This window comes from Azospirillum brasilense (genome assembly GCF_003349955.1).
Lineage (GTDB): Bacteria > Pseudomonadota > Alphaproteobacteria > Azospirillales > Azospirillaceae > Azospirillum > Azospirillum brasilense_B.
Window position 1 is genome coordinate 37018 of sequence record NZ_QLKQ01000010.1, and the last position, 14301, is coordinate 51318.

Genomic DNA, 14301 nt, shown 5'->3' on the forward strand with positions numbered 1-14301 from the left:
TGCAAGGTTGATTTAGAGCCAAACATCCATCACGATAATCGGGGTAAATTGACATTCGGCATCGCGAAAAGCGGGACAATGTCGAAACACGGTCTGATCGAGTTTGACGCTGTTCTCGCCATTGCGCGGCGTGGATCGTTCCGGGCAGCGGCGCTGGAACTTGGCCTGTCGACCACCGCGCTGAGCAACGTCATCGGGAAGCTGGAGCGCCAACTCGGCGTCCGACTGTTCAATCGCACGACCCGGAGCGTCTCCCTGACCGACGCCGGGCGGCAGTTCGTGGACAAAATCGGTCCCGCGCTCCAGGACATCCACGAGGCGATGGAAAACGCCCAGTCGCAGCAGGATACGCCATCGGGCACCTTGCGGATCAACAGCTTTGCCGCGGCCGCGCGTGAGATCCTTCCCCTCCTGCTCCAGTTCCTGCGGCTCCATCCGCAGGTCCATGTCGATCTCGTCACCGAAGGCCGGCTCGTCGACATCGTCGCGGACGGCTTCGATCTCGGCATCCGCACCGCGGACCTCGTCCCCAGCGACATGATCGCGGTGCCGCTCGGTCCGCGCCGCCGCTATGCGGTGGTTGCATCACCGGGCTATTTCCGGACCCGCGACCGGCCAAGCGACCGGCCAAAGTCGCCCTCCGACCTGCTGTCCCATCCGTGCATCCGTGTCAGGCTGCCCAATGGAGCGCTTTATCGGTGGCAGTTCGAGAAGGGGGGACAGCCGATCCAGATCGACGTGGACGGCCCGATCACCCTGGACGAGGCCAGCCTCGCCCGCATGGCGGTGCTGGAGGATATGGGGATCGGTTTCTTCATGGAGTCCGACGTTCAAGGCGACCTTGCCGCCGGCCGCCTCGTTCGCATTCTCGAAGACTGGACCCCGCCACTGGAGCAGCTTTGCCTCTACTATCCCAGCCGGCGGCACCCGTCTGCCGCGTTCAAAGCATTCATTGATCTTGCCCGGAAATGTTCTGCTGCAAAAACTGCGACGGCTTGATCGCCGCCGCAGGGTTCCATTGCAAAAATTGACGGCGGGCGGCGATCGCCCCGCCCTTTCGCGACACCCGCGCCGCAGCCTGATAATGGCCGCGCTCAGTCAATTTATCATTGGCGCACAGCAGGCCGAGCCGGTACAGCGCACGCCACGTCTGCCCCGACCCGCCGTGCCCCGACCCGCCTTGCATCGACCGCCCGGCCAGATGCGCCCAGGGCTTGCCCCGATGGTGGCTTATCACCGCCGGCGACAACGTGAGAAGCTGCGCAAGCACGGCATCCCGGTGCAGCCCGATGACTGAGGCCTCTGCCGCTGCCGTTTCAGAACTTTCGCGAGACACGGGCGGTGACGGTCAGCGGTTCGTTGAGGTAGCACATCGACTGCGTCGCGTTCCTGGTGCAGGAATACTCGACTTCGCGGTCCAGGAGGTTGCGGACATTGACCGACAGGCGCCACGCCTCGGTGGTGTAGCGCACCATCATCTCGTCCATCACATAGCCGGCGGTGGTGACGTTGCTGGAAGTGTTGGTGGTCTTGCCGACGAAGCGCAGGCCGCCGCCCAGCCCGAAGCCTTCCAGCGGCCCGTCCTGCACGCCGTAATCCAGCCACAGCGACGCGGTGTGGATCGGCTGGTCGGACTGCTGGCGGCCGATCTCGCTGGCGATGTTGCTCTTGGTCACCTCGATCGGGTTGTAGGTGTAGGCGGCGACGGCGTTCAGCCCCTGGGCCAGCCCCATGGTCAGCCCCAGCTCGACGCCCTGCGACTTCACCTCGCCGGTCTGCACGCTGCACCGGCTGCCGTTGCACAGGTGGGTCGGGTCGGGATCGGTTGTCAGCACATTCTGCTTGCGCAGGTCGAACAGGGCGATGGTCGCCAGCAGGTTGGTGCCCTGCGGCTCGTACTTCACGCCGATCTCGTACTGACGGCCGGTGGTGGGCTGGAAGCGGGAGCCGCCCCAGGCGGTGCCCGATTGCGGCTCAAAGGATTCGGCGTAGCTGGCGTAGGGGACCAGACCGAAACCGGTCTTGTAGGCGACGCCCATGCGGCCGGTGTAGGCGTTCTGGTAAGCGAGGCCACTGGAGACGCCGGGGAAATCGCGGCGGCCGCCCAGCAGGAAGACCCAGTTCTCGCCAACCGAGATCTGGTCCTGGACATAGACGCCGAGCATGCGGCTGTCCACGTCATCGATCGAGACCGCCGGTTCCGATCCGTAACGCCCGTAGACCGGGTTGAACAGGTTGAGGGAGGTCTCGGCCGACCGCGAACCGTAACCGTCCTTCATGGTCAGATAGGAATAATCCACTCCACCCAACAGCGTGTGGTCGGTGGAAAGGACGGAGAATTTCCCCTCGGCACGGGCGTCGAACGCATAGGTCTCGGCATCCTGGGCGTAGACATACTGGGCGCGGTTCATCATCCGGCCGTTGGCCTGGAAACTGCCGGGCCAGATCTGCCGGTAATCCAGATCGTATTTCGCATAGCGGCCGCCGAAGGAGAATTTCAGACTGTCATTGACCGCATGCTCGGCCAGCAGGGTCAGCTGGGTCTGTTCCTGCTGAAAGCGGTCGTGGTCCGGCTCGCCCATGTAGGTCTTCGGGTTGGTCGTGCCGGCCGCCGTGGTGTAGCGGCGGCGCGGCGTCCAGCCCCGGCTGTCGTCCGTCTGATAGACGGCGGACAGCGTGACGCTGGTTCCCTGCTGCGGTCTCCAGGTCAGCGAAGGCGCGATCATCTTGCGGTCGGCCCGGTCATGCTCGATTCCGTTCAGGCCGTTGCTGTCCTGGACAGCGGTGGTGATGCGGTAGAGCAACTCCTTGTCCTGGTTCAGCGGGCCGGTGATGTCGCCTTCGATGCGCTTCCAGTCGTTGGAGCCGTATTCCACCGCGACCTCGGCCGACTGGACGTCCTGCGGCCGCTTGCTGACCATGTTGATGAGGCCGCCGGGAACGCTCTGGCCGTACATGACGGAAGCCGGACCGCGCAGAATCTCGACCCGCTCCATCAGGAAGGAATCCATCCGCTGCCAGCTCTGACCGGCGACCTTCAGCCCGTCGCGGTAATAGGTGGTGGTGACCGGGAAGCCGCGCATCTTGTACCAGGAGCTGCGCGAATCGCCGACCGAGCCGTAGGACAGCACGACGCCCGGCGTGTATTTGACGGCATCCTCCAGGGTCTGGACATTGCGCGCCTCCAGCTCCTCCGCACCGACGACGCTGATGCTCTGCGGCGTCTCGACCAGCGGGGTGTCGGTCTTGGTGGCGCCGGCGGAACGGGTCGCCACATAGCCCGGCACCGGGCCATAGGCGCTCTCGCGCCCTGCCCCGCCGCCCAGCACCGTCACCGGATCGAGCAGGACAGCGCCGGCGGCGGCGACCTTCTCCAGCGTGACGGTCTTGGGGCCGGTGAAACGCCAGGTGAAGCCACTGCCGGCCAGCAGCTGGTTGAGCGCGTCGACCGGTGTGGCGGTGACGTCCAGGCCCGGGCTGGACAGCCCCTGCACCGCCGGGGCCGAGAAGAGCAGGCGGAGCCCGGCCTGATCGGCAAAGGCGGTCAGCGCGGTGTCGAGCGATTGGGCGGGAACGCTGAAATGCATCGCCGGCTCCGCACCGGCCTGGGCGACGGTGGTGGCAACAGCGGCGGCGGCATGGGACACCGGCAGGGCGGCGAGAGCCGCGCAAGCGGTGGACAGCAGAAGAAACCGGCGAAATCCTCGCCCGACAATGCGAACAGCCCGAACGGCCATTGCAATCCCCTTGGTGGCAGTCGTTCACAAAGCGGGACGCCCCCGATCAGCGAATGCAAATCATTCGCGTCCCACCAAAGGACGGATGGCGAATGGCCAAGTGACAGCGGCCTGGATGAGATTTTCGGCGATTTCGCAAAAAACTTCGGGGCGGTTCCCGACGCCGCCCCTGCCCCCCTGCCGCAGCCTCTACCGCAGAACGGTCAGCAACGGCAGCTGCAGCACCCTGACCGGCAGGGCCTGCTCGATGGCGCGCAGCATGGCGTCCTGGTCGTCCAACTCGAAGACCCCGGTCACCGGCAGGCGCTCCAGTTCCGGGTTGACGACGACGACGCGGCCGGAGCGGTAACGGCTTATCTCGGCCGCGACCTCGACCAGCGGACGCTGGTTGAAGATCAGCTTGCCGCGCCGCCACGCCGTCGCCACCGCCTCGTTCACCCGTTGCGGCACCGGCTCGCCGCCGGCCCCGCCATAACCCGCCCCCTGTCCGGCAAGCAGGCGCACCGGCCCGCCGGCGGCGGCGGTCACCTCGACGATGCCCTCGCTGACGGTGACACGCACCTCGTCGCCGTCGCTGCGGACGGCGAAGGCGGTGCCGATGGCTCGCGTCTCGCCGCCGCGCGCCGCCACCACGAAGGGCCGGTCAGGATCCTTCGCCACCGCGAAGAAGGCTTCGCCGGTGGTCAGGACGATGCGCCGTTCCGCCGCGGTGAAGCGGACCGAGAGGGCGGTCGAGGTGTTGAGCACCACCACCGAGCCGTCGGGCAGGGAGACCTCGCGACGCTCTCCCGGCCGGGTGGCGTGGTCGGCGGTCAGCCCGGCCAGCGGGCCGAACAGTCCGGAGGCCGCCACCAGCGCGGCAGCCGACGCCGCCATGGCGCCAGTCATCACGGCACGGCGCCCCAGGTGTCCCGGCCGCCGGTCCGGACCGCGGAGCATCCCGCCCGCCGGCAGGAACTGCGGCCGGCTGCGCAGGGTTTCGCGCCGGGAGAACTCAGCCGCCGTCGCGGTGTGACCGATGTCGTGCCACAGCGCCTCGGCCGAGCGGGCGGCCTGCTCGTGGGCCGGGCTGCGGGCGCGCCATGCCACGAACTCGTCCGGACCGGCCGTGCCGAAGCCGACGCGGACCAGCCAATCAAGCGCTTCCTCATCGAGGATGGAGGCATTCGGATCGGACATCGGCGGACAGCCTGTGGCGGAAGGACGGGGCGTCTCTACCATAGGACGTTTTCCGGCGGCGACAGCGACAGGAGCGGCATCACGATTTTCCCTACGATCTTTCGCTGTCCAGCCGCTGGCGCCACGTCCGGCAATGCTGCATGGCCTGGGCCACGTATTTCGTGACCATGCTTTCCGAAACCCCGAGGCGGACGGCGATCTCGGCCTGGGACAGGCCGCCGAGCCGGTGCAGCAGCAGGGCCTCGCGCGGTTTGGCCGGCAAGGCCTGCAAGGCCTCGTCGAGCAGGCGCAGCCGCTCCTTGGACAGCACCGCCTCGTCCGGCGAAACGGCGTCGTCGGCCACCGCCGCGACCTCGGTCGCGACCGTCTCGGTCGAGACCAGCCATTTGTCCCGGCGCAGCCGGTCGATCGACAGGTTGCGGGCGACCCTCAGGATATAGGCACGGAGGTTGCCGATCGGCTTTTCAGATTCCTGGATCGCCGCAAGCCGGAAATAGGTGTCCTGCGCCACGTCGGCGGCGTGGTCGGCATCGCCGGTCCGCCAGATCAGGAAGCGCAGCAAATCCCCGTAATGCTCCTGGAACCCCGCAACCAGACCGGGCTTTTCCCTGTCCCCCATACCCTGCCTTCCCGGTTCCCCAGCCAGTGGCGGGCAGCCTAACTCAATTGATAATGATTCTCAAAAGCGAATCGACACCGCGCCCGGCTACCGGAGCCCGCCTGCTGTGGAGACCGTCGAAAGTGGTCTGAAAGCCGTTTTCGCGAAACCCGGCGCGAATCCTTGCAGCAACGCTCGGTGGAATGAGCGCCGCCGCGAAGGTTCGCCCCGCCACCCTCCCGCAACGGCCCCGGATCGTTACAGGAACATTTCCACGAGGAAGCATTGTTTCTCCGAGGAAACTTAAAGATTGTCTTATGAAAGATATCATCAATTGCAAGTAAGCGTATTTTGGTTTTAATCTCCGCGAACCGATTGGGGGCCGAACAGGTGATCGGTCGAAGGGGAGCGGCGCAATGACGGCAGGTATGGTGAAGAGTGGGTTGGTCCGGCTGGGCAGGGTGTTGCCGACCGCGGCCCTGATCGCGGTCGCGGCTCTGGCGGGCGCCGGAGCTCTGCAGAAGGCCGAGGCGGCGTCGACGCTGGTCTTCTGTTCGGAAGGCAACCCGGACAATCTGGCCCCGGCGCTGGCCCGCACCAACACCAGCTTCGACGCGATCCTGCACGCCTACGACACGCTGGTGCGATTCGATGCGGAATCGAAGAGCATCGTGCCCGCGCTGGCGGAGTCCTGGACCATCTCGCCGGACGGCACCGTCTACACCTTCAAGCTGCGGCCCGGCGTGCGCTTCCACGACACGCCCGGCTACACGCCGACGCGCCCGCTGACCTCCGCCGACGTGCTGTTCAGCTTCTTCCGGCAATGGCACAAGGACCACCTGTACCATTCGGTCGGAAACGGGGCCTACAACTACTTCAACGACCTCTCCATGGGCTCGATCCTGAAGTCGATCGAGGCGGTGGACGACCTGACGGTGCGCTTCACCCTCAACCGGCCGCAGGCCCCCTTCCTGGCCAACCTGTCGATGGTCTTCGCCGCCATCACCTCGGCGGAATACGCCGACACCATGACCAAGCGCGGCACGCCGGAGCTGTTCGACCGGGAGCCGGTGGGGACCGGCGCCTTCCAGCTCCTCTCCTACCAGAAGGACAACCTGCTTCAGTACAAGGCGTTCGAGGGGCATTGGGCCGGGCGGCCGCCGCTGGACAATCTGGTCTTCGCCATCACCCCCAACGCCACGGTCCGGCTGAACCGGCTGCAGGCCGGCGAATGCCACGTCATGCCCTACCCCAACCTGACCGACCTGCCGAAGATCCGCAACAGCCCGTCGCTGACCCTGCTGCGGCAGGAGGGCTACAACGTCGCCTTCCTCACCTTCAACGTGGAGCGGAAGCCGCTGGACGACGTGCGGGTGCGCCGGGCGCTCAGCATGGCCATCGACAAGGAGACGCTGGTGGACGCGCTCTACGGCGACACCGGGCGCACGGCGAAGAATCCGTTGCCGCCGACGAGCTGGGGCTACAACGACGCCATCGCCGACATCCCCTACGACCCCAAGGGCGCGAGCCAGCTCCTGGCCGAGGCCGGCTACGCCAACGGTTTCGAGATCGAGCTGTGGCACATGCCGGTGGCCCGGCCCTACATGCCCGCCGGCAAGCGGGCGGCGGAAATGATGGCCAACGATCTGGCCCAGGTCGGCGTCAAGGCCACCCTGGTGACCGACGACTGGTCGGTCTACATGAAGCGGCTGATGAACGGCGACCACCAGCTGGGCATGATCGGCTGGACCGGCGACAACAGCGACCCGGACAATTTCCTCTACACGCTGCTGAGCTGCGAGGGAGCCCGCAAGGGCGGCGGCAACATGGGCAAATGGTGCGACCGCAGCTTCGACGACGTCATCATCGAGGCCAAGCAGACCACCGATGTCGCCAAGCGCACCGCCCTGTACCACCGGGCGCAGGAGATCTTCAAGGATCAGGCGCCCTGGCTGCCGCTGGCCCATTCCATGGTGTTCATGGTGCTGCGCGAGGAGGTGAAGGGGTATCAAATGAATCCCTTCGGCCTGCACCTGTTCCACCGCGTCGACCTCGCCCAGTGAGCGGCGGTATGAGCGGCGCTATGAGCGGTGGCGCGCGGTGATGACCCGCACCAACATCGCCCAGCGGATCGCCGCGGTCGGCGGCATGCCGGTGCTGGTGGCGGCGGCCATCGCCATCGTCGCGTGGTTCCTGCTGCAGCAGTCCGACCGTGCCAATGGCTCGGTGGTCACCGCCGGCACGATCTACCGCGAATTGCTGGGGGCGGAGGCGGCGCGCTCCGACTATCTGAACACCGCGGCCAGCCGGCGGGCGGCGCAGGCCGTCCGTTTCGACGCCCACACCGGCGAGGCGCGCCGCCATCTGGACGCCCTGGCCGCCGCCACCGAGGACGACGCGCTGGAAAGCGCCGTCAATGAGACGCGGCGGATTCTGGACCGCTACGCCACGCAGATGGAGGAGCTGAAGGCGGTCACCGAGCGGAACGACGCGCTGATCGGCGCCATGGCCCAGCAGGCGGCCCGGCTGATCGACATCACCGACGCCGCCCGCCAGCGCCAGAACCTCGCCAACCTCGGCTATGCCGAGACGGTGGCGGACTCCGACCGCCGCCTGACCCTGCACCGCGACGTTCTGGACAACGCCCGCAGCATCTACGCCGCGCTGGCCGGACTGTGGCGGCATGAGGCGGCCCGGCTGTCCCGGGAACACGGCCGGGCCCAAGGCGGCGGCGCGGCACCCGGCAGTTCCGGCGCCCACGACACCGGCGTGCTGATGCTGCGCCTGAACAACAGCGCGGAGGCGCTGGAGGAGGCGCTGGAGCGGGCCGCCGCCGCGGAAGGGCGCAGCGGGCGGGGGCAGAAGCGCATCGTCGCGGCGGTCGCGCAGGTGTCCAGCGCCTTGATGGACGGCGGCGACATCCGGGACAGCGCGCAGGAGCTGGAAAAGCGCATCGACCAGATTCTGAACGTCTACGGCACGGCCTACGCCGCCACCCTGAACGAGGTCACAGAACTCACCGCCCACGCCGTGTCGGCCAACGAGACCGAACAGCAGGCGCAGGGCGTGACCATCGCCGTGCTGAAGCTGGCGCACGCCACCGCCGACGCGGTGAGCCACCGGGACATCGGCGCGACCATCACGCTGATCGCGGACGGAGCGGCGGTGGAGGAGCAGATCGAGCGGATCGCCCTGCCCCCGCTGGTGCGCGGCGGCATGATGTCCGCCGTGGCCGGCTGGCGGGACAGCCTGGACAAGGTGCGCGAGGGGCTGAGCGTCCAGGACCTGATGATCGCCCAGATGGACGCGGACGCGAAGGAGATGGCGTCGGGCGCCAGCGCGCTGAACGACACCTTCCGCAGCAACGCCGAAACCATCGGCGCCTTCCTGCGGTCCGCCCTCGTGCTCGGGGCCACCGCCGGCCTGCTGCTGGCCATCGCCGGGGCCTTCTTCGCCGCCCGCTCGATCACCCGCCCGCTGGACCGCCTGCAGAGGCAGATGGTCCATCTCGCCGGGAATCCGCTGACCGGCGCCATCGTGGACACCGGACGCCGGGACGAGGTGGGGGCCATGGCCCGCTCGGTGCAGCATTTCGTCACCGAGATCGCCCAGCGGGAAACCGCCCTGCACGAGGCCAAGAACCAGGCGGAGGAGGCGACGCGGGCGAAGTCCTCGTTCCTGGCGGTGATGAGCCACGAGATCCGCACGCCGATGAACGGCGTGACGGCGATGGCCGAGATGCTCGACCAGACCGACCTGACCGAGGAACAGCACGGCATGCTGGGGGTCATCCGGTCGTCGGCCCAGGCGCTTCTCATCATCATCAACGACATCCTCGACTTCTCCAAGATCGAGGCGGGGAAGATGGAGATCGAATCCGTGCCCTTCTCCCCCCTGGAGGTGGTCGAGGAGTCGGCGGAGCTGGTGGCCGGGCGCATCGAGGAAAAGGGGCTTCAGCTGTCCGTCGACGTCGGGCCGGGCGTTCCCGACCGGCTGACCGGCGACCCGACGCGCGTGCGGCAGATCCTCATCAACCTGATGGGCAACGCCGTCAAGTTCACCGAGAAGGGCAGCGTCGCCGTGACGGTGACCGCCGAACCGCTCCCGGAGGGGAACGGCGGGGTGATGCTGCGCTTCGCCGTGACCGACAGCGGGATCGGCCTGACCGCGGAGCAGCGGGACAAGCTGTTCCAGCCCTTCCAGCAGGCCGACAGCTCCACCTCGCGCCGCTTCGGCGGCACCGGGCTGGGGCTGACGATCTGCCACAAGCTGTGCACCATGATGGGGGGCGGCATCGGGGTGGACTCGGTGTTCGGCGAGGGCTCCACCTTCTGGTTCGAGCTGCCCTTCGCGGTGGCCGCCCCGACCGCCGACTGCCCGCAGCCGCAAACGCCGGCGGCACCGGCGGTCGCGGTGGACGACGCCCGCGTGGTGGCCGTCGGCTTCGACGGCGCCGGCCGCCAAGCGCTGCAAGGCATCCTGGCCGCCGCCGGCATCGCCCCGCTGGGCTGGTACGATCTGACCGGGGGCCTTGAGGCGGTGACCGGCACCCAGGCCGGTCCGGAGCGGCTGGTGGTGCTGGTCAACGGCGGCGTGCAATCCGAAGCCGCCATCGCCTGCTGCCGCGCCATCGTGCAGTCCCCCGCCTTCGCCGACGGCCCGGTCCCCGCGGTCATCCTGGCCGTGCCGCGGGCGCTGGCCTCCACCATGTCGGAAGCCGACCGCATCGGGCTGCTGTGCGCCGTCAATCTGCCTCTGCGGCGGCGGCGGGTCTGGCTGACCATCGCGGCGGCGCTGGGCCGGGCCAGCCTGGAACGGCGGTCGGAACCGCGGGAGCACGACGCCGCCGGCTGGGAACCGCCGCCCATCGAGACCGCCATTGCGGCCGGGGCGCTGATCCTGGTGGCGGAGGACAACCCGATCAACCAGACGGTGATCCGCCGCATGCTGAACAAGCGCGGCTACGCCATCGAAATGGCCGACAACGGCGCCCGCGCCCTGGAGATGCTGCAGCCGGGGCGCCATGGCCTGCTGCTGACCGACTTCCACATGCCGGAGATGGACGGCTTCGGCCTGACCCACGCCATCCGGGCCCGCGAGCGGGAGCTGGCGGAGGCGTTGAGCGGGACGGGGGCGGGCGCCGGTGCGGTGCCCCGGCTGCCCATCGTCGCCCTGACCGCCGATGCCCTGCCGGGCACGCAGCAGCGCTGCCTGGAGGCGGGGATGGACGGCTATCTGACGAAGCCCATCGAATCCCGGCTGCTGGCCGAAACGCTGGACCGCTTCCTGCCGCAGGCCCGCTCGCTGCGCCTGCCGGCCCGCCGGACGCCCGCCAAGCCGGAGCCGGCGGCCGTCGCCGAAGCGTCCCCCGCGCCGAGCTGGGCGGACGCCGACATCGACCCGCAGATCTTCGACCTGGGACAGCTCAGCCAGAATTTCGGCCGCGACGACCCGGACGCCATGGTCTTCCTCGGCGATTTCCTGGCCATGGCGCCGGGGCTGATCCAGGCCGCCGTGACCGCGCTGGAGGCCGGAGCCGCTGGCGAGGCCCGCGACGCGGTCCACACGCTGAAGGGGGCGGCCCTGTCGATCGGCGCGGCCCGGCTGGGCCGGCTGGCCGACGACACCCAGGACTTGCTGGACGCCGGGGACGCGGAGACCGCCGCGCTTCTCGCCAGCATGCTGGACGCCACCCTGGACGAGTTGATCACCGCGACCGCCGCGATGCGGGCGTCGCACAGTCCCGCACCGACGCTTTGAACAAGGGTAGCCCATTATGGCGGTAGATTACGCGAAGCTGAGCATCCTGGTCGTCGAAGACGACAACTTCACCCGCGGCCTGATCCGCAAGGTGCTGAAGGAGATCGGGGTCCGCTCGATCCTGGAATCCTCGAACGGCAAGGACGGGCTGATGGAGGTGGTGCGCACACGCCCGGACATCGTCTTCTGCGACATCCACATGGCGCCGATGAACGGCAAGCAGTTCCTCCAGGGCGTGCGCGGGATCAAGGTGAAGGACGTGGACAAGACCCCGGTGATCTTCCTGACCGGCGACGCCGACCTCAGCACCGTGCGCTTCGCCAAGGAGCACAACGTCAACGGCTATCTGGTGAAGCCGATCAGTCTCGCCAAGCTGCGCGACAGCATCGACGCGGTGGTGTCCAGCAACGTCGGCATGACGCAATGGCTGACCTGAAACCAGCCCGCTTCCGTCATTGGAAACACCCTGACGCGACCGGAGAAACCGTCGCTCTCAAGCCATGAGCCGATAAACGCCCCGCGTTTTTGTTTTTTCGCCCCGCATGTCACAGTCCGGGGGTGGGCGTTGTCATTTCCCCCGTGGCTGCATTTTCAAGGGAGACGACGATGGCCAAGCACACAGCGACGATTGATTCCCGGTCCCCGTGCCTGACGCTGATAAACGTTTATGGGGTCGAGCCGGAGACGCAGGCCGACCTGGCGAAGGCGCTGTCGGAGGCGACCGAGAGCACCATCCGCCACCAGCCCGGCTTCCTGTCGGTCTGCATCCACAGCAGCCTCGACGGCAAGACGGTCGTCAACTACGCCCAGTGGGCCTCCAGGGAGCATTTCGAGGGTTTCATGAGGAAGCCCGAGACGCAGGAGCAACTGAAGATGTTCGCGGGTCTCGCAAAATCGGTCGCGCCCAGCCTTTATACGGTCAGCGCCGTTCACGCGGCCTGAGGAAAGCATGACGATGGCATGATGATGGCATGATGAGGCCGCAGGGTCATGAACGACACGCCGACCGACCCTTCATTCGCCGACATCCGCCCCCGCCTCATCCGCCTCGCCTACCGGATGCTCGGGTCGGTGGCCGATGCCGAGGACGTCGTTCAGGACGCCTATCTCCGCTGGCTGGCGACCGACCGTGAGACGGTCCGGCAACCGGCGGCCTTGCTGCACACCATCGTCACGCGCCTCTGCCTGAACGAACTGAAATCGGCACGGCGCCGGCGCGAAACCTACATCGGACCATGGCTGCCGGAACCGATCGTTGACGCCGGGGAAACCGACGCCATCGACGACATCACGCTTCCCTTGATGATCGCGCTGGAGCGTCTGTCCCCGTTGGAGCGGGCCGCCTTTCTGCTCCACGACGTGTTCGGCATGGGGTTCGACGATGTCGCCACCGCCATCGGCCGTGAAACGGCGGCCTGCCGCAAACTGGCCAGCCGGGCGCGTGACCACATTCAGGCGGCCCGCCCACGCTTCACGGTGACGAAGGAACAAGGGCTGGAGATCGCCGCCGCCTTCTTCACCGCGTCGCGCGAAGGCGACATGGAGCGGCTGCGCCGGCTTCTCGCCGATGACGTGACCGCCAGCGCGGACGGCGGCGGCAAGGTGCCGGCCTCGCAGCGTCCGCTGATCGGAATAGGCGAGGTGATGGCGCGACACCTTCAGCTCGCGCAGGAGTTCAAGCAGGCGCCATCGCTTCTCATCCGCTACGCCGTCATCGACGGGCTCGCCGGCTTCATTTCCATCGAAGGCGGCGGGATCGTGCAGACCACCGCCCTGCAGATCGAGCAGGGAAGGATCGTCGCGCTCTACATCACCAGGAACCCCGACAAGCTGCGGCGCGTGGACGGTGTTTCGGTGCAATAGATGGCCCTGCCGACGACCCCGCCGATCCGTGGCGCTCCACGGTCGCTCGGACCATGGGGACGCCCGTCGTCAGCGGCTGATCATCGGCTTCAGCCAGGGCGACGAGGCGAACACGTCCGTGAAATAGCCCTGGGTGAGGATGGCGCGGCCGGCCTTGTTGATGCGTGCCGGCAGCGACCCCAGTTCGCCCTTGCGGGCGACCACGAAAACGGACCGGCGGAAGCTGGCCGCCGGGAAAGGCAGCACCTTCAGGCGCCCCAGATGCTGGCGGCTTTTCACCAGCGCGGTCGGCGGCAGCAGGCTCCACCCCATCTCTTCAGCCACCATGGCCATCATGGTGTCGACGGCGTCGAAGGCGAAGCTGCGCGGGATCTCCATGCCCAGCCGGCGCAGGTGCTGGTCCACCATCCGGCCCAGGCTGCTGTCCACCGTGTTGCGGATCAGCGGCAAAGCCTGCGAGAGCGCGCGCAGCCCGGCCTCGTCGGCGACGTCCGGCGCACTGCGGGGCACCAGAAGCACGAAGGGCTCGCTGAGCAGCCGGAAGCTGTCCACCTGATCCAGGTCGTCGAAGGATTCGTTGGTGAAGATGACGTCCAGGCGCCGGGCCATGAACTGCTCCCGCAGCTGGCGGCTGAGCCCCGCCGCGATGCTGAAGGACGGCACGCTGTCGCGCAGTTGCTGGAGCAGCCGCGGCATGAAGGGGGCGGCCAGCGTGTCGATGCAGCCGAGCCGCAGTTCCGGCACGAAGAGCGTGTCCTTGCCGCCGATCACCGCCGGCAACTGACGGGCGTCGCCGAGGATCCGTTTGCTCCAGTGCCACAGCCGGTGGCCGGAGGCGGTCAGCGCCATCGGCCGGATGCTCCGGTCGAACAGCTGGGTGGCGAAGGCGGTTTCCAGTTGACGCACCACGTGCGACACGGCCGACTGGGTCAGCCCCAGCTGGCCCGCCGCGCGGGTCATGTTGCCCAGCTCCGCCACCGTCACGAACACCTCCAGGGAATCCAGGTCGAAGTCGCGGTGGCGCATGGGGGTGGTGGGTTCCGTCGGTCGGTAGGCGCGGTGGTGCGCGAGGGGCGCCGCATTATGAATCCAATTCATCCCGATCATGAAAGTTCTTTCTTGGCCTGACGGAGGACGAGGGTCGCTGGCAGCCTCGCCGGATCG

The 14301-nt window shown here is 67.7% G+C and carries 11 protein-coding genes; 6 read left to right on the forward strand and 5 right to left on the reverse strand.

Going from position 1 to position 14301, the window contains the following annotated elements; translation table 11 throughout:
- Window positions 1-48 precede the first annotated feature (48 nt).
- Window positions 49-999 carry a LysR family transcriptional regulator gene (locus tag DXK32_RS06660; protein ID WP_247877009.1) on the forward strand — a complete coding sequence of 317 codons (951 nt, stop codon included), beginning with the start codon at window positions 49-51 and terminating at the stop codon, window positions 997-999.
- On the opposite strand, the gene DXK32_RS06665 is transcribed toward DXK32_RS06660, so the two are convergent.
- The 4 genes from DXK32_RS06665 to DXK32_RS06680 all read right to left on the reverse strand — a co-directional run bounded on the left by DXK32_RS06665 (window position 950) and on the right by DXK32_RS06680 (window position 5535).
- Entirely contained in the window at window positions 950-1270 is a 321-nt protein-coding gene (locus tag DXK32_RS06665; protein ID WP_114857794.1) for a hypothetical protein, read from the reverse strand. The two genes, DXK32_RS06660 and DXK32_RS06665, sit on opposite strands and share 50 nt — an antisense overlap.
- 46 nt (window positions 1271-1316) lie before the next feature.
- Window positions 1317-3737, reverse strand: coding sequence for a TonB-dependent siderophore receptor (locus DXK32_RS06670; RefSeq protein ID WP_114857795.1), 2421 nt, complete (start codon window positions 3735-3737; stop codon window positions 1317-1319).
- 189 nt (window positions 3738-3926) lie between these two features.
- Window positions 3927-4916, reverse strand: a complete 990-nt coding sequence (locus DXK32_RS06675) for a FecR family protein (RefSeq protein WP_114857796.1) — start codon at window positions 4914-4916, stop codon at window positions 3927-3929.
- A 91-nt stretch (window positions 4917-5007) separates the two neighbouring features.
- Entirely contained in the window at window positions 5008-5535 is a 528-nt protein-coding gene (locus DXK32_RS06680; RefSeq protein ID WP_114857797.1) for an RNA polymerase sigma factor, read from the reverse strand.
- A 395-nt stretch (window positions 5536-5930) separates the two neighbouring features.
- Between DXK32_RS06680 and DXK32_RS06685 the strand changes: the two genes are divergently transcribed.
- The 5 genes from DXK32_RS06685 (at window position 5931) to DXK32_RS06705 (ending at window position 13137) form a co-directional block, all read left to right on the forward strand.
- On the forward strand, window positions 5931-7577 hold the full coding sequence (locus tag DXK32_RS06685) for an ABC transporter substrate-binding protein (protein ID WP_162801102.1): 1647 nt from the start codon (window positions 5931-5933) through the stop codon (window positions 7575-7577).
- 40 nt (window positions 7578-7617) lie between these two features.
- The gene (locus DXK32_RS06690) at window positions 7618-11274 is read left to right on the forward strand and encodes a hybrid sensor histidine kinase/response regulator (protein WP_114857799.1); all 3657 of its coding nucleotides are present in this window, start codon (window positions 7618-7620) and stop codon (window positions 11272-11274) included.
- A 16-nt stretch (window positions 11275-11290) separates the two neighbouring features.
- Window positions 11291-11710, forward strand: a complete 420-nt coding sequence (locus tag DXK32_RS06695) for a response regulator (protein ID WP_114857800.1) — start codon at window positions 11291-11293, stop codon at window positions 11708-11710.
- A 170-nt stretch (window positions 11711-11880) separates the two neighbouring features.
- Entirely contained in the window at window positions 11881-12216 is a 336-nt protein-coding gene (locus DXK32_RS06700) for an antibiotic biosynthesis monooxygenase family protein (protein ID WP_114857801.1), read from the forward strand.
- Window positions 12217-12264: 48 nt separating this feature from the next.
- A complete protein-coding gene (locus DXK32_RS06705; protein WP_114857802.1) occupies window positions 12265-13137 on the forward strand; it encodes a sigma-70 family RNA polymerase sigma factor in 873 nt (290 codons plus the stop codon).
- Window positions 13138-13206: 69 nt separating this feature from the next.
- Here the strand turns inward: DXK32_RS06705 and DXK32_RS06710 are convergent, their stop codons facing one another.
- Window positions 13207-14163 carry a LysR family transcriptional regulator gene (locus DXK32_RS06710; RefSeq protein ID WP_247877010.1) on the reverse strand — a complete coding sequence of 319 codons (957 nt, stop codon included), beginning with the start codon at window positions 14161-14163 and terminating at the stop codon, window positions 13207-13209.
- Window positions 14164-14301 lie beyond the last annotated feature (138 nt).

Bases quoted from the DNA above. Each gene is read 5' to 3' on its own strand.
- DXK32_RS06710 (WP_247877010.1), bottom strand. From the start codon at position 14,163: ATGCGCCACCGCGACTTCGACCTGGATTCCCTGGAGGTGTTCGTGACG.
- DXK32_RS06700 (WP_114857801.1), top strand. From the start codon at position 11,881: ATGGCCAAGCACACAGCGACGATTGATTCCCGGTCCCCGTGCCTGACG.
- DXK32_RS06705 (WP_114857802.1), top strand. From the start codon at position 12,265: ATGAACGACACGCCGACCGACCCTTCATTCGCCGACATCCGCCCCCGC.
- DXK32_RS06695 (WP_114857800.1), top strand. From the start codon at position 11,291: ATGGCGGTAGATTACGCGAAGCTGAGCATCCTGGTCGTCGAAGACGAC.
- DXK32_RS06685 (WP_162801102.1), top strand. From the start codon at position 5,931: ATGACGGCAGGTATGGTGAAGAGTGGGTTGGTCCGGCTGGGCAGGGTG.
- DXK32_RS06670 (WP_114857795.1), bottom strand. From the start codon at position 3,737: ATGGCCGTTCGGGCTGTTCGCATTGTCGGGCGAGGATTTCGCCGGTTT.
- DXK32_RS06690 (WP_114857799.1), top strand. From the start codon at position 7,618: ATGACCCGCACCAACATCGCCCAGCGGATCGCCGCGGTCGGCGGCATG.
- DXK32_RS06680 (WP_114857797.1), bottom strand. From the start codon at position 5,535: ATGGGGGACAGGGAAAAGCCCGGTCTGGTTGCGGGGTTCCAGGAGCAT.
- DXK32_RS06675 (WP_114857796.1), bottom strand. From the start codon at position 4,916: ATGTCCGATCCGAATGCCTCCATCCTCGATGAGGAAGCGCTTGATTGG.